Source organism: Amycolatopsis sp. NPDC004378 (assembly GCF_053602455.1).
Genome location: NZ_JBSGDR010000006.1, coordinates 14449 through 37768, shown reverse-complemented (window position 1 = coordinate 37768; position 23320 = coordinate 14449). Strand labels below are relative to the sequence as shown.

Sequence of the window (23320 nt, the reverse complement as noted above, 5' to 3'; positions counted from 1 at the left end):
GGGTGGTTCGGAACAGGTCGGCGTCGACGGCGGAAGGGGTTCCGGGCAGGCCCGGATCAGCCCTCCGCCCGGCGAGCTCGCCGGACCGGGCGCCGCGCGGCAGCCGCGTGCCGCCCCTCGGCGCGGGGCGCGGTCACGCCCGTCCGCTCCTCGACCATGTCGTGCAACTCCTGCTCCCGCTCGTTCATGCCCGCGCGCACCTCGGCGCCGAACGAACCCACGGCACCCGCCAGCTCGCGCACGGCGTCCCCCAGGTTCGATGCTAACCCGGCCGGGGTGGCCTGACGAGCCGTTTCGGCGGCCTTGCGGGACAGCGCGACCCCGGCGACGACCCCGACGCCGAGCCAGAACAGCCGCTTCATTTGCCCGCCTTCTTCGCCGCCTTCGCGGCGCTCTTCTTCTTGCGCGCGCGGATTGCCTTGCTGATCCCGTAGGACAGGGCCGCGGTCTTGACCAGCGGGCCGCCCAGCGTCGCGGTGAACACCGACGTCAGCGCGGAGACGTTCCCGGTGACGGCCTGGGCGTTCGAGGTGATCCCGTCGACCCGCTCCAGCTGGGTGTTGACGTGGGTGATCGTCTCGTTCGCGCCGATCAGCAGCGGGTCGGTGTTGTTGTTCGTGCGCTCGATCGCCTCGGTGGCCGCGTCCAGCGTCTTGCCGAGCTTGCGCAGCACGACCGCCAGCAGCACGACCAGCACGACGAATGCTCCTGCGGCGATCAGCGCGGCGATCTGCCCTGCCGACACGGGCCCTCCTCGGATAAGCGGTCTTGGGTGCTGGTGAGGTTACCGCCTGGCCGGGTCCCCGACCGTGTCACCCCGCGCGGGGTGGGAAACAGCTCGCTCCCGGCCACGCCGGGGCGGTGCACCCGGGCGGTGGGACACGACGACGGACCCGGCCGGCGGGTCCTTTCCGGACCGGGCGGGCCGGGCCGGGCGTCCCGCGCCGGTCCCGCGAAGACCGGTTCGCCGCGCCGGGCGGGCCGCTCGACTAACGCTCCTTCAGCACCGCGCGGTAGAGCACCGCCATGTCCTCGTCGCCGTGGCCCGCTTCGACCGCCGCCTCCAGGTGGGCCAGCACCGCACGGGCGCCCGCCACGTCGACGTCGTCGCCCGCGGCCGCCACCACCAGGCGCGCGTCCTTCGCCGCCAGGCCGGCCGGGAACGCCGCCGGGAACTCGCCGGACAGCATCGCGCCGCCCTTGACGTGCGCGTAGCCGACGTCGAGGCCGCCGCCCTTGATCGTCTCCAGGAACAACGCGGGGTCGATGCCCAGCGCGCGGGCGAGGCCGAGGCTTTCCGCCGTGCCGTTGGTCAGCGCCAGCACCCACGCGTTCAGCACGAGCTTCAAGCGGCTGCCCTGCCCGGCCGGGCCGAGCCACTGCGTCTTGACGGCGACCGCGTCGAACACCGGCGTGGCCTTCGGGCGGGCTTCCTCCGGGCCGGACGCGAGCACCTGGAGCTGCGCCTGTTCGGCGGGCTGGCGGGTGCCGAGCACGGGCGCGTCGACGAACACCGTGCCCGCCTTCTCGGCGGCCGCGGCGAGGCGGTCGGTCCAGTCGAGGCCGACCGTGCTCATCTGCAGCCACAACGTGCCCGAAGCGGGCGAAGCGGCTTCGAACGCTTCCGCCACGGCAGGACCGTCCGCGAGCATCGTCACCAGGACGTCCGCGCCGTCGGCCGCTTCCGCGGCCGAGTCCGCGACCGTCGCGACGTCCGCCAGGGGCTCGGCTTTGGCGCGGGTCCGGTTCCAGACCCGGACGTCCAGGCCCGCCTTCGCGATGTTGGCCGCCATCGGGGCGCCCATGATTCCGGTTCCGAGAAACGCGATGCTCATGGTCCCAGCGTGCCCGCAAACCGCGGTCAGTAATCGCCGAGCAAGCAGAACGGGTGACCGGCCGGGTCGGCGTAGACGCGCCAGCCGCGCCCGCCGAGGTCGGGGTCGAGCAGCCGGCCGCCGTTCTGCAGGACGACCTGGTGCGACTCGCGGAAGTCGTCGACCTCGAAGTCGAGGTGGAACTGCTGCGGGAACGCCGGGTCCGGCCAGTGCGGCGGCCGGTGGTCCGGGGCCCGCTGGAACCCGAGGACCAGCCCGTTCACGTGCAGCGTGGACCAGTCCCAGTCGACGCGCCAGCGCGGGTCGGGCCGGTCCACCTCGCCGCCGAGCAGGGCCTGGTAGAAGCGGGCGAGCACCGCCGGTTCCGGACAGTCCAGGACGATGCACTGCAGCGTCGCGGGCACGGATACGCCTCCTGCCGTCACCGGGAACCATCACCGGCTCCCTGGGAGCGAGAAGTTTACGAAACCCGATGATCTTGGCGGGCGCGCCCCGATCTCGTCACTGCCCGCGGATCGTGCGGCGCAGCTTCGGGACGCGCTCGGCGAGCGTGCGCTCGGCGCCGCGTTGCGTGGGCTCGTAGTAGTCGCGGCCGACGAGCTCGTCCGGCGGGTACTGCTGGGCCAGCACGCCTTCCGGGACGTTGTGCGGGTACCGGTAGCCCTGCGCGTTGCCGAGCTTCTTCGCCCCCGCGTAGTGCCCGTCGCGCAGCGGCGGCGGCACCGCGCCCGCCAGCCCGGCGCGGACGTCGGCCAGCGCCGCGTCGATGCTCGTGACCACCGCGTTCGACTTCGGCGCGGTGGCCAGGTGGATCGTCGCCTGGGCGAGCGCCAGCCGGCCTTCCGGCATGCCGATGAACTGCACCGCGTGCGCGGCCGCGACCGCCGCCTGCAGGGCCGTCGGGTCCGCGAGCCCGACGTCCTCGCTGGCGTGCACGACCAGCCGGCGCGCCAGGAACCGCGGGTCCTCCCCCGCTTCGATCATCCGCGCCAGGTAGTGCAGCGCGGCGTCCACATCGGACCCGCGGATCGACTTGATGAACGCGCTGATGACGTCGTAGTGCTGGTCGCCGTCGCGGTCGTAGCGCACCGCCGCCTTGTCCACAGTGGACTCGACGATGGCCAGGTCGATCGTCTTCGCCTCGGTGGCCGACGCCGCGTCCGCCGCCGCCTCCAGCGCCGTGAGCGCGCGTCGCGCGTCGCCGCCCGCGAGCCGGACCAGGTGGGCGCGCGCGTCCTCGGTGAGCGTCAGCTCGCCGCCGAGACCGCGCTCGTCGGCCAGCGCGCGCTCGATCAGCTCGGTGATGTCTTCGTCGGTCAGCGGGCGCAGCTGCAGGACCAGCGACCGCGACAGCAGCGGGGAGACCACCGAGAACGACGGGTTCTCGGTGGTCGCCGCGACCAGCAGCACCGTGCGGTCCTCGACCGCGCCGAGCAGGGCGTCCTGCTGGGTCTTGGAGAACCGGTGCACCTCGTCGATGAACAGCACGGTGTTCTCGGCGTTGTACTGCCGCCGGCGCCGCGCTTCCTCGATGACGCCGCGCACCTCCTTGACCCCCGCGGAGAGCGCCGACATCGCGACGAACCGGCGGCCGGTGGCGATCGAGACCAGGTTGGCCAGCGTCGTCTTGCCCGTGCCGGGCGGGCCGTAGAGCAGCACCGACGCCGGCGCGGCGCCTTCGACCAGCCGCCGCAGCGGGGCGCCTTCGCGCAGCAGGTGCTGCTGGCCGACGACCTCGTCGAGCGCGCGCGGCCGCATCCGCACGGCCAGCGGGGAGCTGGCCGGGTCCGCCTGGGTTTCGCTCGCGTTCGACGTGGTGGGCTCCGGCGGGGGCGCCACGTCGACGTTCACGGTGAAGAGCTCGTCCTGTGCCACGACCATGACGTTAACGGAAGGCACCGACAGAACCCCTTGCCCCGGTCCCGCGAACGGCGCTACCGTCGTGGTGACTGGTTGACCGAAAGCGCGAATCCGGTCAACACGTCAAACCTCACCGGAACCGCAGGTGGAAACGCATGAGTCATCCGAACCGCGAGCGCGCGGACCGCATCCTGGACGCGGCGGGCGAGCTGCTGCTGCGCATGGGCTACCGGAAGGTGGCGGTCGACGACGTCGCGCGCGCGGTCGGCATCGGCAAGGGCACCGTCTACCTGCACTGGCGCACCAAGGAGCTGCTGTTCCAGGCGCTGATGATGCGCGAGTCGGCGGACCTCACCGACGAGGTCCTGGCCGGGATCAAGGCCGACCCGGCGGAGATCCTGCCGCACCGGATGATCTCGGCGTCGTTCCTCGTCACCCACCGGCGGCCGCTGGTGATGGCGATGCTGCGCGGCAACGCCGACATGTTCGGCTCGCTCGGCGACCTCGCCCTGCGCAAGCAGCAGGACGAGCTGCGCACGCAGTTCGAGGAAGCGATGCTGCGGCACGGGCTGATCCGGTCGGACGTGCCGAACCTCACCTACGCGCTCAACGCCGCGACCCTCGGCTTCTACCTGGGCGACACGCTTTCCGACGAGTTCGAGGGCATTCCCGTCGACGAGAAGGCGGCCGTGCTCGCCCACCTGATCCGCACCGCGTTCGAGCCGCCCGGTGAGCCCGACCCCGCGGCGGTCGCGGAGGTGGCGGCGGAGCTCGGATCGGCGCTCGAGGAGCTCGTTTCGGGCTACCGGAAAGGGATCTACGCACACGATCCCGCCAAGGGCCCCGGCTGATCCCGGGGCCGCACAGGGGAAAGAAGGGGGCGGAAATGACCACCACACAAGCGGACGCCTGGGGACTGCACGAATCCCAGTTCTGGCTGCGGGGGAAGCAGCCGGCGGAGCGGGTCTCGCACGCGCCCGAGCTCGGCTTCTGGAACGTCTACGGCCACCCGGAGGCCGAAGAGGTCCTCCGCGACCCGGCGACGTTCTCCTCGGACACCACCCGGCTGGTGCCGAAGGAGATGATGCCGGAGGCCGACCTCGAAGAGATGTCGGCGGGCAACCTGCTGCAGCTGGACCCGCCGCTGCACCACAAGATGCGCAAGCTCGTCAGCCGCGCGTTCACCCCGAAGGTCGTCGCGGACCTCGAGCCGCGCATCGCCGCGGTGACGAACGAGCTGCTCGACGCGGCGGGCGGCGACGGCCGGCTGGAGCTGGTCGCCGACCTGGCCTACCCGCTGCCGGTGATCGTGATCGCGGAGCTCCTGGGGGTCCCCGCGAGCGACCGGCACCTGTTCAAGGGCTGGGTGGACAAGATGTTCGACTCGGCCGAGCAGTTCTCGCTGAAGGAGCAGAGCGAGAAGCAGCAGGAAAACGTGAAGAAGTCCCTCGAGGGCCAGAAAGCGCTCACCGACTACCTCGCCGTGCACGTCGAGGAGCGGCGGGGGCGGCCCCGCGAGGACCTGCTGACCAAGCTCGTCGAAGCCGAGGTCGACGGCGAGAAGCTGACGAAGTACGAGGTCGTCAACTTCGCGAACGTCCTGCTCCTGGCCGGGCACATCACCACCACGATGCTGCTGGGCAACGCGGTGCTGTGCCTGGACACCCACCCGGAGTGGGACGAGCGCGTGCGCGCCGACCGCTCGCTCGTGCCGCCGGCGATCGAGGAGTCGCTGCGGTACCTGTCGCCGTTCGCGGCGGTCGCCCGCGCGACCACGCGCGAGGTCGAGCTCGGCGGCACGACCGTGCCCCCGGACCGGATGCTGATGGTCTGGGTCGCGGCCGCCAACCGCGACGAGCGGGTGTTCGCCGAGCCGGACGCGTTCGACCCGCGGCGCGACCCCAACCCGCACCTCGCGTTCGGCCGCGGGATCCACTTCTGCATCGGGGCGCCGCTCGCGCGGCTCGAAGGCCGGGTGGCGCTGAACACCCTGTTCGACCGCTACCCCGCGCTGCGCACGATCCCGGGTGAGCCGCCGAAGTTCCAGGTGAACCCGAACATGACGGGCGTGCGGGAGCTGCCGCTCACCACGGCGTGAACCGGTTGCGCCCTGGGCGAAATCCCTCGCCCGGGGCGTTGCCGTGTCCCAAGGTGGGGCGATGAAGGTGGCGGTGCTGGCGGACATCCACGGCGTGCTCCCGGCGCTGGAGGCGGTGCTGGCCGAGCCGGACGTCGTCGCCGCGGAGAAGATCGTGCTGCTCGGCGACATGCTGGCCGGCCCGATGCCGGTGCAGACCCTGGATCGGCTCCTTTCGCTGGGCTCCCGGGCGGTCTGGGTGCGCGGCAACGCCGACCGCGAGCTGGCGGCGTCGGCGCGCGGGACCGGGACGTTCGTGCCGGACCCGGTCTTCCCGTGGGCGGCGCGGCAGCTGCGTCCCGCGGACCTGCCGGTCCTGGACGCGCTGCCGCTGACGGTGTCGCTCGACGGCGTGCTGTACTGCCACGCGACCCCGCGCGACGACACGGAAATCGTGCTCGTCGACAGCCCGCTCGAGCGCTGGGCGGAAGTCCTCGACGGCGTCACCGAGCCGGTGGTCGCGTGCGGGCACACGCACATGCCGTTCACCCGCCTCGCCGACCGCCGGCTGGTCGTCAACCCCGGCAGCGTCGGGATGCCTTACGGCGCCCGGGGTGCGCACTGGGCGTTGCTCGGTGACGGCGTCGAGCTGCGGCGAACGGCCTACGACGTCGAGGCCGCGTGCCGGGAGCTGACCGCGCGGTCGGGCTATCCCGGTATCGAGGAGTGGGTGGACTTCTTCGTCCGCGCCCCGGCGTCGGACGCGGAGGCGCTGCGCGTGTTCAGCGGGCGCGGAACGAGTTCCACATGATGACCGCGGCGTAGGGCAGGAACTCGCGGCCGCGGCGCCACAGCCACGGGATGCCCTTGAGCACCAGCCACCCCACGTGGCCGGCGGCGCTCGGCTCGACCCCGCCGCTGCAGGTGAGGCTCACCGGCTCCGGCACGTCGAAGCCGGCTTCGGCGAGCAGGGCCGTGAAGCCCTCCGCGAGCATGCGGTGCCCGAGCTCCGAAGGGTGCAGCCGGTCGACGCTCCACGCCGTCAGGTCGTAGGCGCCGGGGAGGGTGTCGAGGTCGAGGCAGGGCACGCCTTCGCGGGCGACGACCTCGTCGATGGCCGCGTTCAGCTCGGCGACGCGGGCGCTGAGGGCGCGCTTCAGCGACGGCGGCAGCCGGAACACCTTGCTGTGGTCGTGGAACCGGACAGGGATCACCGTGGTGCCGGTTTCGCGCAGCCGGTGGACGACTTCGGTGAGGTCGGCGGCGATGCGGGCCGCGTCGAAGTCCGGGCGCAGGGTGTCGTTCATGCCGGCCACCAGCAGCGCCACGTCGGGCCGGTGCGCGACGGCCGCGGGCACCTGGTCGGTGAGCACGCAGCGCATCCGCGCGCCGGTGAAGGACGGGTTGAGGTAGCCACCGGCCTCGACCCCGAGCGCGGCCGCGACGAGCGGGCCGACACCTCGCCACCCACCACGCCGGGGCAGCGGATCACCGAGCCCGACGGCGGTGGAGTCACCGAGCACGACGAGGCTCCGCGCCTGCCTGAGCGACGGCACGGCCGCGAGCGCGGGCCGCGGCGCCGGCGAGGGCCGCGAGGGTTGCGACGGTTCGGGGAAGGGGGTGACTTCGACGCTGATCACGGTCACGCCCATGACCATCGGCCACGCAAACTCACCCCCGGTGAGGACGAGGTAACACGCCCGCGACAGCGCGCCTAATTCTTGACGCTCACCACACAGACGCCGGAAATGTCCTGTTCGCGGGGCTGGGTCAGCGGAAGGCGGGGTAGAACGCCAAGTCGGCGTGCGGGCCCAGGCGGGCCGCCAGCGCCGCCGCCACCCGGGCCGCGAACTCCGACACCGCCGTCATCCGGACGTACCCGGCGTGCCGGGCCAGGTCGCGCCACCAGGTCACCAGCGCCGCCTCGCGGCTGACCGGGGCCGCGTGGTGGGAGAGGTCCAGCGAGCCCAGCTCCTCCCCCGTGATCAGCCAGACCCGCAGCAGCTCGCTGGTCGTCAGGTGGGCCGCCAGGGCCTCGTCGTCGGCGAAGGCCGGCCAGACGCCCACGACCTCCGCGCGCCACGCCGCGATCATCGCCTCGCTCATGCCCGCCGGCAGGGCCAGCGCGTCCGGCCAGCTCGCGAACGGCAGCCGCAGGTGGGCCGCGTCGACCAGGGCCGAGCGGACGCAGCCGTACTCGAAGTCCAGGAAGCGCACGCCCTCGCCCGTCACGAGGTTGTTGTCCGGGCTCAGCTCGACCGGGCTGAACGCCCGGAAGCCCGCCGAACGCGACTGCTCCAAGGCCGTCTCGACCTGCGTGCACACCGCGTCCGGCACCGGGATGCCCAGGCGCTCCTGGATCACCGCGGGCACCCGCGCGCACGCCTCGCCGACGTCGCCGGAGTCGTTCTTCGCCGGCCCGCCGAGGCGGCGCAGCAGCGCGTTGAAGTCGGCTTCGCGCCCTGCGGTGTTCGCGTGCAGCCGGCCCAGCGACCGGGCCCACGACAGCAGCGCGCGTTCCGCCGCGCGCGAGTCGCGGGCGTAGAGCTTGTCCTCCAGGGTCGGCGTGCGGCCGAGGTCCTCCAGCACGAGCACGCGGTCGCGGCCGTCGTGGGCGAGCAGCTCGGGACACATCCGCTCGTCCGGCGCCAGCGCGGTGAACAGCTGGTAGCTGACCGCCTCCTGGGCGAACGGGTCGGCGTACCCGGCCTCCGGGCGATCCGGGTAGTGCTTGATCACCAAGGTGCGCGGCAGTGCGAAGGACGACGACACCACCCTGGCCCGGACGACCGTGGCCGGCCCGCTCCCCGCGAGGTCCTCGGGGGCGACCAGGGTGATCGCGCTGCCGAAGCGGCGTGAAAGAACGGACTCGCCCGCCGCGACCGCCGCGGCGACGGCGAGGTGCTCGGCTCCTGCCCCGACCCCAGCGTCGCCGGCGGAGGAGGTGTCGACTGTCATTGTCACCGACCCTACTCGTGACTGAGCAACCCTGACTACTGACATCCGGACAACAAGAAGCCACGCCCGGCGGGGGGCGCCCCCTGAGAAAGCGACGCACCCCCTTCGGGGAACGTTGCCCATTCCGGGCCACGATCAACACAATGGCCGCTGCTGCAACGATTCCGAGAGGTTCGAACGGCGGTATCGGCAGCGGCCCGCGACCACCGGGCACGAAAACGCACGACGCGCCGAGGCCGCTCACCCGGGCGGGCGAGCAGCCTCGGCGCGAGGCGTCAGCTCTGCGGCGGGGCGGCCGGCTTCGCGTCGATGCCGGCTTCCTTGCGCTGCTGGGCGGTGATCGGCGCGGGCGCCGCCGTCAGCGGGTCGTAGCCGCCGCCGGTCTTCGGGAACGCGATCACGTCCCGCAGCGAGTCGGCCTTGGCCAGCAGCATGACGATGCGGTCCCAGCCGAACGCGATGCCGCCGTGCGGCGGCGGGCCGAACTGGAAGGCGTCGAGCAGGAAGCCGAACTTCTCCTGCGCCTCTTCCTCACCCAGGCCCATCAGGCTGAACACGCGCTTCTGGACGTCGCCGCGGTGGATACGGATCGACCCGCCGCCGATCTCGTTGCCGTTGCAGACGATGTCGTAGGCGTAGGCCAGCGCGTTGCCCGGGTCCTGCTCGAACTTGTCGATCCACTCCGGGGTCGGCGAGGTGAACGCGTGGTGCACGGCCGTCCACTTGCCGGAGCCGACCGCGACGTCGTCGCCGATGTCCTCGACCGGCGCGAACAGCGGCGCGTCGACGACCCACACGAACGACCAGGCGTCCTCGTCGATCAGGCCGAGCCGCTTGCCGATCTCGTCGCGCGCGGCACCGAGCAGCGGCTGCGTGCTCGACGCCTTGCCGGCGGAGAAGAAGATGCAGTCGCCCGGCTTCGCGCCCGCCGCGGCGACGACGTTTTCGCGCTCGGTCTCGGACAGGTTCTTCGCGACCGGGCCGCCGAGCGTGCCGTCCTCGTTCACCAGGATGTAGGCGAGGCCGCGCGCGCCGCGCTGCTTCGCCCACTCCTGCCACGCGTCGAGCTGGCGGCGCGGCTGGTCGGCGCCGCCGGCCATCACGACCGCGCCGACGTAGGGCGCCTGGAACACGCGGAACGGCGTGTCGGCGAAGAACTCCGTCATGTCGGTGATCTCGAGGTCGAAGCGCAGGTCCGGCTTGTCCGAGCCGTACTTGGCCATCGCCTCGTGGTAGGTGATGCGCGGGATGGGCCGCGGGATCTCGTGCCCGACCAGCTTCCACAGCGCGGAGACGATCTGCTCGCCGATGTCGATGACGTCGTCCTGCTCGACGAAGCTCATCTCGATGTCGAGCTGGGTGAACTCCGGCTGGCGGTCGGCGCGGAAGTCCTCGTCCCGGTAGCAGCGCGCGATCTGGTAGTACCGCTCCATGCCGCCGACCATGAGCAGCTGCTTGAACAGCTGCGGCGACTGCGGCAGCGCGTACCAGGAGCCGGGCTTGAGCCGCGCCGGCACCAGGAAGTCGCGGGCGCCTTCCGGGGTGGAACGGGTCATCGTCGGCGTCTCGATCTCGACGAAGTCCTGGGCGTGCAGCACCTCGCGCGCGGCGCGGCTGACCTCGCTGCGCAGCCGCATGGCCGCGGCCGGGCCGCTGCGGCGCAGGTCGAGGTAGCGGTGCTTGAGGCGGACCTCTTCGCCGACGTCGACGCGGTCGTCGATCGGGAACGGCAGCGGCGCGGACTCCGACAGCACCTCGAGCCCGGTCGCGAGGACCTCGATCTCGCCGGTCGGGATCTCGGTGTTCGCGTTGCCCTCGGGGCGCTTCGAAACCTCGCCGACGATCTTGACGCAGAACTCGGAGCGGAGCGCGTGCGCGCGCTCGGCCATCTCGCCCTCGCGGAAGACGACCTGGGCGACCCCGCTGGCGTCGCGGAGGTCGATGAAGATGACGCCGCCGTGATCTCGCCGCCGGGCCACCCATCCGGTGAGGGTGACGGTCTGTCCGGCCTGCTCGGCACGCAGGGTGCCGGCTCGGTGAGTGCGGAGCACTGCGACTGCTCTCCTTCGAGATGGGCGTCTACGGCGGGTTTCGCCGTGAAGAGGCTAACGAACCACCCAGCCTACGACGTCGGCAGGCTCGCCCGGCGCGGGGTCAGAGCACGAACCGGGGCCGCGTCTCCAGGGCCGCCACCAGCCGGTGGGCCTGGGCCAGGTAGGCGGCGACCCGGTAGATGCGCCCGCCGGGGTGCGTGACGACCCAGTTCGCGGCCGCCGAGGCCGAGGCGAAGAACGGCTGGCCCGCGCACGCCATCGCGTCGGCGTGCTCGAGCCCGAACCCCAGGTCGACCGCGGCGACGACGGCCGCGGGCGGGTCGGCCTGCAGGATCGCGTCCGGGGTCAGGTCGATGCGGATGTGCGTGCCGGTGACCGGGCAGGTCGCGGCCGCGTGCACGTGCTCGCCGGTGGCGATGGCCAGCAGGAACATGTCGACGGTGCCGTCGGGGCCCGCGCCGAGGGTGCCTTCGGCCGGCTGGAGGCGGTGGTGGGCGCCGCGCGGGGCGGGCCCCGTGGAGACGAGGTCGCGGTGCAGGGTGAACCCGATCAGCTCGACGAGCCGGCGTGCTTCGGCGGAGGTGACGCCGACGGTCGCGGCGAGCCGGTCGACGCTCACCGGGTGCCGGCCGGCCCGGGTCAGCTTCAGGGCGGCCCAGGCGAGCCGCGCGGCCGCGACCCGGTCGGTCTGCGAGGTCGTCATCGCCGCACTCCCTTCCGCATCGATCCCTTCGACGTTAGGCGTCGGCGAGGCAGGCCGACAACGACACGATCGGACATTTTTCCGCAAGCCCCGGACACGCGGCCGGAAGGCAACGGCCGCTACGGCGAACGGCGTAGCCCGGTACCACCCGGCGGCGCCCGGCGGTGACGCGTTCACCCGGCCGCCCGGGCGGCGGATGTTTCACGGACAGCCCGACGTCTGTCCACAGTGGACGCATGCCGGGCGGTGTGGCTGACCTGCCGGGCCGTCAGAGCAGCCGCAGCTGTTCCGCGGCCGGCTCCGCCACGCGGGGCTCGGGGACCGGCTCCGGGCTGCGCGCGTCGTACCCCGTCTTCGGGGCCAGGCCGTGCCGGCGCAGCAGCGGCGCCACCCGCTCCCCCAGCCGCTCGCGGTAGGCCTTCTGCACGTAGCTGCCCCGCGCGTACAGCTCCCGGTACCGCGGCACGAGCGCCGGGTACGAGCCCGCCAGCCAGCGGCCGAACCACTCGCGGGCGCCCGGGCGCAGGTGCAGCGGGATCACCGTGACGCTCGACGCGCCCGCCTCGGCCAGCCGGCCGAACAGCGCGTCCAGGGCCTCGGCGGAGTCGGTCAGCCACGGCAGCACCGGCGCCACCAGCACCGAGCACGGCAGCCCGGCGTCGCGGGCCTTGCGGATCAGCTCCAGCCGGGCCCGCGGGCTCGGCGTGCCCGGTTCGAGGCGGTGCTGCAGCTCGCCGTCCAGCAGGGCGAGCGAGACCGCGAGCGACACCGGCACGTCCTTCGCGACGTCCTGCAGCAGCGGCAGGTCGCGCGCCAGCACGGTGCCCTTCGTCAGCACCGACAGCGGCGTGCCGGAGCGGGCCAGTGCCGTGATGATCCCCGGCATCAGCCGGTAACGGCCCTCCGCGCGCTGGTACGGGTCCGTGTTGGTGCCCATCGCCACGTGCTCGCGCCGCCACGACGGCCGTTTCAGCTGCGCCGCCAGCACTTCGGGCGCGTTGACCTTCACGACCACCTGGGTGTCGAAGTCGTGCCCGGCGTCGAAGTCGAGGTACGTGTGGGTGTTCCGGGCGAAGCAGTTGTGGGACACCATGCCGTCGGCGATGAAGTCGCCGGTGCCGGTGGTGATGTCGAACAGCGGGAGCTGCAGGCCCAGCGCCTCGATCGCCTCGACGCGGCGGCGGCTCGCGCCGATCACCGCGCCGTCCAGCGACCGCTTCCACGCCACCGCGGGGTTGCTCACGTGCAGGAAGCGCAGCACCTCGGCGGTCCCGCCGAGCAGCCGGACCTCCTGCCGGGCCGGGAACTTCGGCACCTCGTCGAGCTGGTGGGCGAAGCCGAAGCGGGTGAGCGCGGCGGCGAAGGCCTCGGCGATCTCGGGCTCGTCGTGCGCGACGGCCAGGACACCGCGGCCGTAGTCGCCCGCGAGGTCGAAGACGCCGGCGAGGAAGCCGCGCTGCCAGTGCGCGTCCGGGTCCGGGGGAACCTGGAGGAACCCGACGGACGCCCCGAAGTCCGGCAGGTAGCCGAGGGCGCGCGAGGCCGCGTCCGGCTCCGCGGCGAACCCGCCCGAGCGCAGCATCCCGCAGAGGTAGCCGGCGCGGTACCCCAGCGTCTCGTCGGGCGTCGGCGCGAACCGGCCGACGCCGATCAGCTCGGTACCGGGCGCGAGGTGCGGCCGCTGCGCGACCCCGAACTTGCTGCCGGTGACGTGCTTCCAGCCCTTGCTCGTCAGGAACCGGTGGTCGCCGCCCGCGACGAGCCGGGTGCCGTCTTCGAGGGTCACCCGGTAGGCGGCGCGCAGGGTCGTCCAGTGCGCCTCGACCCGCGTGGGCACGAGCCGCCGGGACGCGCCGTGGCCGCGGGTGCCGTAGATCTCGTCACCGACGGCCAGTTCGGACAACGCCCGCGTGCGCCCGTCCGCCATGAGGATCTGCGTGCCGCCTTCGAGGCAGTAGGTGCAGGCGTGCGAGCAGCCGCGGTACGGGTTGACGGTCCAGTCGAACGGCACGCCGGAGCCGCCGGGCACCTTGTTCAGCACCGAGCGCGCGTGCACCTCGTGAAAGGTGACGCCCTCGAATTCCGGTGACCGCACGGAACGCACCAGGCCCTCCAGCCCGGGCAGTGCCGGCTCACCTTCCCCTGCTCGCTGCCGATCCCATCGCACAGCGCCAGTCGAACATATGTTCTAGTCGAGTGTCAAACGGGTTCGCTCAGGACGTGAAGCGGTCCAGCGCCCGGATCTTGTTGGTCGCGTCCAGCGCGGCCACCTTGTACGCCTCCGAGAGCGTCGGGTAGTTGAAGACCGCGTCGACGAGGTAGTCGACCGTGCCGCCGCAGCCCATCACCGCCTGTCCGATGTGGACCAGGTCGGTCGCGCCCGTGCCGAACACGTGGACGCCCAGCAGCTTCCGGTCCGTCGTGGACACCAGGAGCTTCAGCATCCCGTAGCTGTCGCCGGTGATCTGGCCGCGCGCCAGCTCGCGGTACCGCGAAATGCCGACCTCGTAAGGCACCGAGGACGACGTCAGCTGGGCCTCGGTCGAGCCGACGTAGGAAATCTCCGGGATCGTGTAGATGCCGATCGGCTGCAGCGCGCCCAGGCCGTTGGCCGGTTCGCCGAAGGCGTGGTACGCCGCGAGCCGGCCCTGGTCCATCGACGTCGCCGCCAGCGCCGGGAAGCCGATCACGTCGCCGACCGCGTAGATGTGCGGGACCTCGGTGCGGTAGTTCTCGTCGACCACGAGCCGGCCGCGTTCGTCCGCCTCGAGGCCGGCCGCGGCCAGTTCAAGCGCGCCCGTCATGCCCTGGCGGCCCGCGCTGTACATGACGCCGTCGGCCGGGATGCGCTTGCCGCTGACCAGCGTGGTCACCGTGGCGTCGTCGGACACCGCCACGTTCGCCACCTTCTCGCCGAAGCGGAACGTGACGCCGAGGTCGCGCAGCTGGAACTTCAGCGACTCCACGATCTCCGGGTCGCAGAAGTCGAGCATCTGGTCGCGCTGCTCGACGACCGTCACCCGCGAGCCGAGCGCGGCGAACATCGACGCGTACTCGATGCCGATCACGCCGGCGCCGACCACGACCAGCGACGACGGGATCCGCTCGAGCCGCAGGATCTCGTCGGAGTCGAGGACGCGCGCGGCGTCGAAGTCGACGTTCGCGGGCCGCGCCGGGCGGGTGCCGGTGGCGATCACGACGTAGTCGGCGCTCAGCATCCGGCGGTCGCCGGGGTGGCGGCCTTCGACGACCACGGTGTGCGGGTCGGCGAACGAGCCGGTGCCGACCACCAGGTCGACGTGGTTGCGCAGCAGCTGCGCGCGCACCACCTGGACCTCGCGCCCGACGACGTGCTGGGTGCGCGCCAGCAGGTCGGCGATCGTGATGTCCTGCTTGACGCGGTAGCTCGCGCCGTACAGTTCGCGCTGGTTCATGCCGGTCAGGTAGAGCACCGCTTCGCGCAACGTCTTGGACGGGATCGTGCCGGTGTTGACGCACACCCCGCCGACCATGTCATGCCGGTCGACGACCGCCACCCGCTTGCCCAGCTTCGCCGCGGCGATCGCGGCCTTCTGGCCCCCAGGACCCGAACCGATGACGATGAGGTCGTACTCGTGCTCGCTCACGTGTCGAGCGTGCGCACCCGCGGGCCCCGGCGCAACCCCTCACCGGTGAAGATCCGCCCGCGAGCGCGGTTTCGGGGCTAGCGTGACCGGGTGCTGCGCGTTTCGCTGCTGGGCGAGCAGGTGATCGCGGACGAGGAGACCGGCACCGTGCTGACGCGGTCGCCGCGCTCGGTCGCGCTCGTGGCCCACCTCGTCGTGCACGCCGGCCTGGCGCAGCCCCGGCGCCGGATCGCCGGGCTGTTCTGGCCGGACTCCACCGACGCGCAGGCGCTGACCAACCTGCGCCGCGAGCTGCACCAGCTGCGCCGCGTGCTGGGCGACCCGCCGTCCCTGGACGTGACCGGGCGCGACCTGTGCTGGCGCGACACCCCGTCGAGCCGGGTCGACGTCCGCGAGTTCGACGCCGCCCGCCGCGCCGCGCTGGCCGCCGAGGACCCGGGCGAGGTGCTCGGCCACGCGCGGGCGGCGCTCGCGCTCTACCGCGGGGAGCTGCTGCCGGGCCTGGCCGACGACTGGGTCCTGGCCGCCCGCGCCGAGCTCGACCGCCAGTGCGTCGAGCTGTGCGACCTGATCTGCGCCACGCCTTCGGGTGACCCGGCCGCCGCGCTCGCCGCCGCCCGCCGCCGGATCCGGCTGCGGCCCCTCGAAGAGACCGGCTACCGGACGTTGATGGGGCTGCAGGCCGACGCCGGCGACCGCGCGGGCGCGGTGAGCACGTACCACCAGTGCGCGTCGGTCCTCGAACGCGAGCTCGGCGTGGTCCCGTCCGAGCCGACCCGGGCGGCGCTGCGGCGGCTGCTCGCGCGGCCGGAGCCCGAACCCCGGCGGGCGGCGGTGCTCGGCCTCGTGGGCCGGGCGGCCGAGCTGGCGCGGCTGGGCGAGCTGTGGCGCGCGGCCGCGGCGGGCCGCAGCGGGATGGTCCTCGTGCGCGGCGACGCCGGCGTCGGCAAGACCCGGCTCGTCGGCGAGCTCGCCGCGCTGGCCCGTGCGGAAGGCGCGGTCGTCGCCGCCGGACGCTGCTTCGGGACGCCGGGGCGGCTCGCGCTGGCGCCGGTGGCCGACTGGCTGCGCACGCCCGCGGTGCAACGCGCGGCGGCGTCCCTGGACCCGGTGTGGCGTGCCGAAGTCGACCGGCTGCTGCCGGCCACGCCGCCGGTCGCGGGCGGGCACCCGACCGTCGACGCGTGGCAGCGCCTGCGGTTCTTCGAAGGGCTGGCCCGGGCGCTCACCGCCGGCGGCCGGCCGGTGCTGCTGGTCCTCGACAACGCGCAGTGGTGCGACGAGGAGACGAGCGCGTTCGTCACCTTCTGCCTCGGCCTGCTGCCGAAGGCGCCCCTGCTGGTCGCGGGGACGCTGCGCGACGGCGACCTCGACGCCCGCGTCGAGTCCTGGACCGCCCAGCTGCGCGACGACGGCAGGCTCGCCGAGCTGCCGCTGCGCCCGTTCGACGCCGACGGCACCGCGCACCTCGGCGAGGCGGTCGCCGGGCGGCCGCTGTCGGAGTCGGACCGGACGGTGCTGTACGCGGCCACCGGCGGGTTCCCGCTGTACGTCGTGGAAGCGTTGCGCACCAGCGCTTCCCCGCCGTCCGGGCGGCTGGCCGGCGTGCTGCGGGCCCGGCTCGAGCAGCCGGGCGCGGCCGCCCGCGAGGTCGCCGGGCTCGCCGCCGCGGCCGGCCGGGACTTCACCCTCGAGCTGCTCACCGAGGCCAGCGACCTCGACGCGGACACCGTCGTCGACGCCGTCGACGAGCTGTGGCGGCGCCGGATCGTGCGTGAGTTCGGCGGCAGCTACGACTTCACGCACGACCTGCTGCGCGAGGCCGCCTACCAGCAGGTCAGCCCGCCGCGGCGGTGGCTGCTGCACCGGCGGCTGGCCCAGGGCCTGGAGCTGCTGCACGCCGAGGACACCGACGCCGTGGCGGCGCAGCTGGCCGAGCAGTACGCGCGCGGCGGCCGTCCCGACCGCGCCGTCGCGCACTACCGCCAGGCCGCTTCGGTCGCCGCGCGCACCTTCGCCCACGCCGAGGCGATCCGGTTGCTGAACGAGGCGTTGGCGCTCGTCCGCGCGCGCCCGGCGAGCGGCAACCGCGACCGCGACGAGCTCGCCGTCCTCGAGGCGCTCGCCGGGCCGCTCAACGCCCACCAGGGCTACTCGTCCCCCGAGCTGCAGCGCGTCCTGGAGCGTTCGCTCGCGCTCGCGGAGTCCTTGGGCAGCAAGGAGTCCGCGCTCACGGCGCTGCTGGAGCTGTGGTCATCCCGGTTCGTGCAAGGCAAGACGGTGCAGGCGCACGAAGCGGCCGAACGGTCGCTCACCCTGATCGCGCCCGGGACGAGCGCGGAGCAGAGCGGCTCGGCGCACTTCATCGTCGCGGGCTCGTCGTTGAGCCTCGGGCACCCGGGCGAGGCGCTGCGGCACTTCGAGCTGGGCGCCGAACGCACCCGCGGCGCGTCGACCTGGCCGATCGGCACCCGGCCGGACATCCACGGGCCGGCCTGGGCGGCGCACGCGCACTGGCTCCTCGGCCACGACGACGAAGCCGTCGCGAGCAGCGACCGGGCCATCGCGCTCGCCCGCCGGATCGACCACCCGTACAGCCTGACGATCGCGCTGGCGTACGCGGGGATCACCCACCAGATGCGCCGGGACCGGCGGGCGCTGTGGGCGGCCGTTTCCGAACTGCACGCGCTGTGCGACCGCTTCGGTTTCGCCTACTACCGGGAGTGGGCGCTGGTGCTCGGCGGCTGGTCCCGCGGGGGTGCGGCCGGGCTGGCCGCGGCCCAGGAGGGCGTCGCGAACCTGAAGGCCGCGGGGTCGTTCGCCCGGATGCCGTACTGGCTGACGCTCGTCGCCGACCTGTCCGCGCCCGAGGCCGCCCGCGCGACGCTGGACGCCGCGCTCGCTGCCGCCGAAGCCCGGGACGACCGCTGGTGGCTGCCCGAGGTCCTGCGGCTGCGCGCCGCGTTCGACGCCGACCGGGTGCCGCGGCTGCGGGCCGCCGCCGGCCTGGCGCGTGCCCAGGGCAGCGTCGCCCTGCTGTGGCGGGCGGAGGCGGACCTCGGCGTTCGGCCCGCCGCCGGCGGGCGCTGAACGGACCGAACGCTGCGCGAACGCCGCGTGCCTACGTTCTCGTCGGGAACCGGAAGTCCGAGAGGGGCACGCATGACCACCACCGCTTTGCCACACGAAGAACTGGCCGCCGCGCTGCGCGGCGACCTGGTCACCCCGGCCGATGCCGGCTACGACGACGCCCGCGCCGTGTACAACGCCATGATCGACAAGCGGCCCGCCGCGATCGCCTACTGCCGCGACGCCGCCGACGTCGTCACCTGCGTCCGCTACGGGCGCGCCCAGGGCCTCGACATCGCCGTGCGCGGCGGCGGCCACAACGCGGGCGGCCTGGGCGTCGCCGACGACGCCCTGGTCATCGACCTGTCCGGGCTGCGCAGCACGACCGTCGACCCGGTGAACCACACGGTCCGCGCCGACGCCGGCTGCACGTGGGGCGACGTCGACCACGCGACGGTCGCGTTCGGCATGGCGACGCCGTCGGGCATCGTCGGGTCCACCGGCGTCGCGGGCCTGACGCTCGGCGGCGGCATCGGCTACCTGGCGCGGCGGTTCGGCCTGACGGTCGACAACCTGCTGAGCGCGGACGTCGTGCTCGCGGACGGCTCGTTCGTGCACGCTTCGGAGTCTTCGCACCCCGACCTGTTCTGGGCGCTGCGCGGCGGCGGCGGCAACTTCGGCGTCGTCACGTCGTTCACCTTCCGCTGCCACGACATCGGCGAGCACGGCACGGTGATCGGCGGCCCGGTGCTGTACGACCTGGCCGACACCCCGGACGTGCTGCGCTGGTACCGCGAACTGCTGCCGTCGCTGCCGGAGGAGCTCAACGGCTGGTTCGGCCTGCTGACCATCCCGCCCGCGCCGCCGTTCCCGGAGGAGCTGTGGGGCCGCAAGGCGTGCGGGATCGTCTGGTGCTACACGGGTGCGCACGACAAGGCGGACGAGGTGCTGGCGCCGGTCCGCTCGTTCGGCTCGCCGCTGCTGGCCGGCTTGCAGCAGATGCCGTACACGGCGCTGCAGGGCGCGTTCGACGCGCTGTACCCGGCGGGCCTGCAGTGGTACTGGCGCGCGGACGTGTTCCACGAGATCTCGGACGCGGCGATCGACATCCACCTCAAGCACGGCGAAGGGCTGCCGACGATGCACTCGTCGATGCACCTGTACCCGATCGACGGCGCGGCGAGCCGGGTGGCCCCGGACGCGACGGCGTTCCCGCACCGCTCCGGCGGCTGGTCGGGCGTGATCGTCGGGGTGGACCCGTCGCCGGACCAGGCGTCGGCGATCGCCGGGTGGACGCGGGACTACTGGGAAGAGCTGCACCCGACGTCGGCGGGCGGCGCGTACGTCAACTTCATGATGGAGGAGGGGCAGGAGCGGGTGCAGGCGTCCTACGGCGGGAACTACGCCCGGCTGGCGGCCGTCAAACGCCGGTACGACCCGGAGAACGTCTTCCACGTCAACCAGAACATCCGCCCCGCGTGAGCTCCCGGGGCTGACGGCCGGAGGGGGGTCGTCAGCCCCGGCCGAGGTATTCGTCGGCGTCGATGCGGAGGCCGCCGTCGTAGCGGATGACGGTGAGCACGTGCCGTTCGACCTGCGTCCCGGTCCCGGCCCGGGGGTGCAGCGCAAGGCGCACGGTCACCTGCCGGTCCCGCACCGACGGCGGCTCCAGCACGTCCACGCCGGTGTAGCCGCCCCAGAACCGGTCGTAGCCGGCCCGCCCGCGCTGCCGCAGGTCCGGGCCGACCAGCGCCCAGCCGGCGTTCGTGTCGGGCAGGAGGTGGTAGTAGCCGGTGACGAACCCGGCGAGATCTTCGGTTTCCGACGGCGTGGCGTGATTCGTGACCGGCGACGCGAAGGCCGCGGAGGTGCCACCGCCGGCCGGGTGCGCCTCCGCGAACGGCCACCAGTGCACGGACGCGGCGGCGCCCAGGTAGCCGAGCACCAGGGCCAGCACCGCGGCGACGGCACTGATCTTGGTGTAGGGCCCTTCTTTCGGCAACGTGACTCCCGGTGGCGTGTGTGCCGCGGAAGTCGCCTGGGCAGGGGTTGTCGTTACCGCCGCGCGTGGTGCGCGAATCACCGTCAGCGCGGAGCGAGGCCCCGGACCTGCTCGAACGGATCGCCGCCCGTGGGCAGCAAGGCGATGATCGGCGTCGTCAGGCCGTTGTCCACATAGGACTGCACCTGCTCGCGGCACGACTCTACGCTGCCGTGGATCACCAGCTCGTCGACCACCGCGTCCGGGATGACCTGGTTGGCCTTCTGCCGGTCGCCCGCCGCCCAGGCTTCGTGCATGGGCGCCAGCGCCTCGCCGCGGCCGAGCCAGTCGTGGAAGGCCGCGTACACCGGGACCGTCAGGTAGCTCGAGATCAGCATGCGGCCCAAACCGCGCGCCGCCTCGGCGTCCTCCGTCGGGCAGACGAAGATGCGGGCCGCCAGCTCGACGTGCGGGCCGATCTCGGCACGCACGCGCGGCACGTCCGAGGCCGCCAGCCAGTTCGTGATCGCGCCGTCCGCCTCGCGGGCCGCCAGGCGGAGCATGCCCGGGCGCAGGGCCGCCAGCATGATCGACGGCGGCGGGTCGGCCGGGCGCTCCAGGCGGAACTTCGACACCGCGAACGTGTCGTACTTCTCGCTGACCTTCTCCCCCGCCAGCGCCGACCGCAGGAACCGCAGCGTGTCCCGGGACCGCGCGAAGGGCTCCTCGAACGGCGCCGCGTTCCAGTTCGAGACGATCACCGGCGACGACGCGCCGATGCCGAGCACGAACCGGCCGGGCGCCAGCTCCGCGACCGTCGCCGCCTGCATCGCCAGCAGGCCGGGGCCGCGCGTGTAAACCGGGACGATCGCCGTGCCCAGCCGCAGCTGCGGGGCCCACTGCGACGCCAGCACCAGCGGCGTGAACGCGTCGGTGCCCGCGGTTTCGGCCGTCCACGCGTCGGTGTAGCCCAGGTCCGGCAGCTGTTCGACCAGCTCGCGGTGCGCCGTCAGGGGCACCCCCGTCAACGGAATCGTGAGGCCCCAGCGGCTCATGCGTTCTCCTTGTCCACGGCCGACAGTGCACGCAGCAGCCAGTCGACCTGCGTGCGCATCAGGTTCTCCGCGACCTCTTCGGCCTGCGGCGTCATGTGGGTGGCGCCCGCCAGCGGCAGGAAGACGTGCGGGCGTCCCTTCGCCAGCAGGGCCGACGAAAGCCGCAGCGAGTGCGCGACGAACACGTTGTCGTCGGCCAGCCCGTGCACGATCAGCAGCGCGCGGCTCAGCTCGGCGGCGCTCTCGATCAGCGAGTTGTGCGCGTAGCTTTCCGGCTCGTCCTGGGGCCTGCCCAGGTACCGCTCGGTGTAGTGCGTGTCGTACAGCGACCAGTCGGTGACCGGCGCGCCCGCGACCGCCGCGTGGAAGACGTCCGGCCGGCGCAGCACCGCCAGCGCCGACAGGTAGCCGCCGTACGACCAGCCGCGGATCGCGACCCGCTCGAGATCCAGCTCGGGAAACGCCACCGCCGCCGCCTGCAGCGCGTCCACCTGGTCCTGCAGCGTGACGTCGGCGAGGCGCCCGTGGATCTCGCGCTCCCAGACCGTGCCGCGGCCCGGCGTGCCGCGGCCGTCCGCGACGAGCACCGCGAAACCCTGGTCCGCCAGCCACTGCGAGGTCAGGAACGCGTTGCGGCTCTGCAGGACGCGCTGGGCGTGCGGGCCGCCGTACGGGTCCAGCAGCACCGGCAGCTTGCCTTCGCCCGGCTCGTAACCGCGCGGCAGGAGCAGCGCCGCGCGCAGGCCGCGCTCCCCCAGCGTCAGCCAGGTCAGGTTGGGCACGATGTCCGGGTCCACGGTGGGCGCCTCGATCGACGCCACCGGCGCACCGTCGCGCAGCACCGAGACGCGCGGGCCGCTGTGCTCCAGGCTCCACGACGAAAGCACGGTGACCGCCGCGGATCCGGCCCCGTGGTGCACGCCGTCCACAGTGGACAGACGACGCACCGACGAGCCTTCCGTCCGGAAGACGTGGATCTGCGTCGGGTCGTCTTCGGAGGCGCTGAAGAGGATTTCGTCGCCGACGTCGAGCACCGCGCGCAGCTGCAGCCCGGCCGGCGTGACGGCCTCGCCGCCGACGAACAGCCGGTGGTCGCCGTCGACCATGCCCTCGACCACCAGCCGCCCGTCCGGCGTCCAGGCCGGGACGCCGCCGACGATGTCGATCCAGTGCTGGTCGGACGCCGTGTGCACCACCGACGTCGAGCCGTCGGAGACGTCGACGGCGAGGACGTCCATCCGCTTCTGGTCGCGGGGCTCCACGGCGAGCAGCGGCGCGCCCCCGGCCGACCAGTGCACCGACGCCAGGTACTCCCACTCCCCCGGCTCGACGTCGACGCGGGAGCCGTCCAGCCCCAGCACCGACAACGACACCAGCGCGTTCGTGGTGCCCGCCGCCGGGTAGGCGACGACGTCGGCCGCGTTCTGCGGGTTGGCCGGGTCGGCGATGGTCCAGCGCGGCACCGGGCCGCGGTCCGACCGCTCGGCCAGGACGCTCCGGCCGTCCGGCGACCACCAGTAGCCGCGGGTGCGGTCCATCTCCTCGGCCGCGATGAACTCGGCGAGGCCCCAGGCGATGTCCTCGCCGTCCTCCTCGACGAGCACGCGGTCTTCGCCGGTGGCCAGGTCCATCACGTGCAGCCGCCGGTTCTGCACGTAGGCGACGTGCGTGCCGGCCGGGTTCGGCCGCGGGTCGATCACCGAACCGTCGACGCGCAGCGTCACCTCGCCCGAGGCGAGATCCAGGGTGTAGAGCTTGCCCGAGAGCGAGAACGCGGCGACGGTGAAACCCGCGTCGACGCTGTAGTGCACGACCCCGCCACCGGTCTCGCGGGCACGCTCCCGGCGCGCCCGCTCCTCGGCCGGCAGCTCTTCCTCTCCCGGCAGCAGCTCGACGGCGTCGACGAGCTTGGTCTCGGCGCCGGTCGCCAGGTCGGCCGACCAGAGGCTGTGCCGGGGGTCGGTGCCCGACTCCGCGCGCAGGAACAGCACGCGCGAGGCGTCCGGGGAGACCCGGAACTCCTTCGGCGCGCCGAGGGTGAAGCGCTGGGTGCGGGCCTGCTTGCGGAGGAACGGGAGGTCGTCGACATCGGTCACGCCCGC

General features: G+C 73.3%; 19 protein-coding genes. 5 read left to right on the top strand and 14 right to left on the bottom strand.

The window, feature by feature from the left end; translation table 11 throughout:
- Window positions 1-56 precede the first annotated feature (56 nt).
- The 5 genes from ACWEN0_RS20135 to ACWEN0_RS20115 form a co-directional block, all read right to left on the bottom strand.
- Complete coding sequence (locus tag ACWEN0_RS20135; protein WP_257927329.1) at window positions 57-362, bottom strand: hypothetical protein; 306 nt, start codon at window positions 360-362, stop codon at window positions 57-59.
- Entirely contained in the window at window positions 359-745 is a 387-nt protein-coding gene (locus tag ACWEN0_RS20130) for a DUF948 domain-containing protein (protein WP_451975335.1), read from the bottom strand. Before ACWEN0_RS20130 ends, ACWEN0_RS20135 begins: the two co-directional genes overlap by 4 nt.
- 244 nt (window positions 746-989) lie before the next feature.
- Window positions 990-1835: an NAD(P)-dependent oxidoreductase gene (locus tag ACWEN0_RS20125; protein WP_451975332.1), complete on the bottom strand. Its 846-nt coding sequence runs from the start codon at window positions 1833-1835 to the stop codon at window positions 990-992.
- A 26-nt stretch (window positions 1836-1861) separates the two neighbouring features.
- Complete coding sequence (locus tag ACWEN0_RS20120; RefSeq protein WP_451975329.1) at window positions 1862-2239, bottom strand: VOC family protein; 378 nt, start codon at window positions 2237-2239, stop codon at window positions 1862-1864.
- A gap of 97 nt (window positions 2240-2336) precedes the next feature.
- The gene (locus tag ACWEN0_RS20115; RefSeq protein ID WP_451975327.1) at window positions 2337-3710 is read right to left on the bottom strand and encodes a replication-associated recombination protein A; all 1374 of its coding nucleotides are present in this window, start codon (window positions 3708-3710) and stop codon (window positions 2337-2339) included.
- A 140-nt stretch (window positions 3711-3850) separates the two neighbouring features.
- Here ACWEN0_RS20115 and ACWEN0_RS20110 point away from each other — a divergent pair, with 140 nt between their 5' ends.
- The 3 genes from ACWEN0_RS20110 (at window position 3851) to ACWEN0_RS20100 (ending at window position 6583) form a co-directional block, all read left to right on the top strand.
- Window positions 3851-4546: a TetR/AcrR family transcriptional regulator gene (locus tag ACWEN0_RS20110; RefSeq protein ID WP_451975324.1), complete on the top strand. Its 696-nt coding sequence runs from the start codon at window positions 3851-3853 to the stop codon at window positions 4544-4546.
- Between the two features lie 35 nt (window positions 4547-4581).
- Window positions 4582-5793, top strand: a complete 1212-nt coding sequence (locus ACWEN0_RS20105) for a cytochrome P450 (protein ID WP_451975321.1) — start codon at window positions 4582-4584, stop codon at window positions 5791-5793.
- 61 nt (window positions 5794-5854) lie between these two features.
- A complete protein-coding gene (locus ACWEN0_RS20100) occupies window positions 5855-6583 on the top strand; it encodes a metallophosphoesterase family protein (protein ID WP_451975319.1) in 729 nt (242 codons plus the stop codon).
- Here ACWEN0_RS20100 and ACWEN0_RS20095 read toward each other — a convergent pair.
- From ACWEN0_RS20095 to sthA, 6 genes are all read right to left on the bottom strand, one after another.
- Window positions 6555-7430, bottom strand: a complete 876-nt coding sequence (locus tag ACWEN0_RS20095) for an SGNH/GDSL hydrolase family protein (RefSeq protein WP_451975316.1) — start codon at window positions 7428-7430, stop codon at window positions 6555-6557. The two genes, ACWEN0_RS20100 and ACWEN0_RS20095, sit on opposite strands and share 29 nt — an antisense overlap.
- Before the next feature lie 112 nt (window positions 7431-7542).
- Window positions 7543-8730, bottom strand: a complete 1188-nt coding sequence (locus tag ACWEN0_RS20090; protein WP_451975313.1) for a phosphotransferase — start codon at window positions 8728-8730, stop codon at window positions 7543-7545.
- Between the two features lie 275 nt (window positions 8731-9005).
- Complete coding sequence (gene aspS, locus ACWEN0_RS20085; RefSeq protein WP_451975310.1) at window positions 9006-10781, bottom strand: aspartate--tRNA ligase; 1776 nt, start codon at window positions 10779-10781, stop codon at window positions 9006-9008.
- Between the two features lie 103 nt (window positions 10782-10884).
- Entirely contained in the window at window positions 10885-11487 is a 603-nt protein-coding gene (merB, locus tag ACWEN0_RS20080) for an organomercurial lyase (protein WP_451975307.1), read from the bottom strand.
- Window positions 11488-11755: 268 nt separating this feature from the next.
- On the bottom strand, window positions 11756-13654 hold the full coding sequence (locus ACWEN0_RS20075) for an intein-containing Rv2578c family radical SAM protein (protein WP_451975304.1): 1899 nt from the start codon (window positions 13652-13654) through the stop codon (window positions 11756-11758).
- Between the two features lie 46 nt (window positions 13655-13700).
- A complete protein-coding gene (gene sthA, locus ACWEN0_RS20070) occupies window positions 13701-15113 on the bottom strand; it encodes a Si-specific NAD(P)(+) transhydrogenase (protein ID WP_451975301.1) in 1413 nt (470 codons plus the stop codon).
- Window positions 15114-15203: 90 nt separating this feature from the next.
- Between sthA and ACWEN0_RS20065 the strand changes: the two genes are divergently transcribed.
- Together ACWEN0_RS20065 and ACWEN0_RS20060 are read left to right on the top strand one after the other, a co-directional pair.
- Window positions 15204-18203 carry an ATP-binding protein gene (locus ACWEN0_RS20065; protein ID WP_451975299.1) on the top strand — a complete coding sequence of 1000 codons (3000 nt, stop codon included), beginning with the start codon at window positions 15204-15206 and terminating at the stop codon, window positions 18201-18203.
- Between the two features lie 72 nt (window positions 18204-18275).
- On the top strand, window positions 18276-19664 hold the full coding sequence (locus ACWEN0_RS20060) for an FAD-binding oxidoreductase (protein WP_451975296.1): 1389 nt from the start codon (window positions 18276-18278) through the stop codon (window positions 19662-19664).
- Window positions 19665-19695: 31 nt separating this feature from the next.
- Here the strand turns inward: ACWEN0_RS20060 and ACWEN0_RS20055 are convergent, their stop codons facing one another.
- The 3 genes from ACWEN0_RS20055 to ACWEN0_RS20045 all read right to left on the bottom strand — a co-directional run bounded on the left by ACWEN0_RS20055 (window position 19696) and on the right by ACWEN0_RS20045 (window position 23314).
- On the bottom strand, window positions 19696-20184 hold the full coding sequence (locus tag ACWEN0_RS20055; RefSeq protein WP_451975293.1) for a hypothetical protein: 489 nt from the start codon (window positions 20182-20184) through the stop codon (window positions 19696-19698).
- An 83-nt stretch (window positions 20185-20267) separates the two neighbouring features.
- Window positions 20268-21218, bottom strand: coding sequence for an LLM class F420-dependent oxidoreductase (locus ACWEN0_RS20050; RefSeq protein ID WP_451975290.1), 951 nt, complete (start codon window positions 21216-21218; stop codon window positions 20268-20270).
- Window positions 21215-23314: a prolyl oligopeptidase family serine peptidase gene (locus ACWEN0_RS20045; protein ID WP_451975287.1), complete on the bottom strand. Its 2100-nt coding sequence runs from the start codon at window positions 23312-23314 to the stop codon at window positions 21215-21217. Before ACWEN0_RS20045 ends, ACWEN0_RS20050 begins: the two co-directional genes overlap by 4 nt.
- Between the last annotated feature and the right edge of the window lie 6 nt (window positions 23315-23320).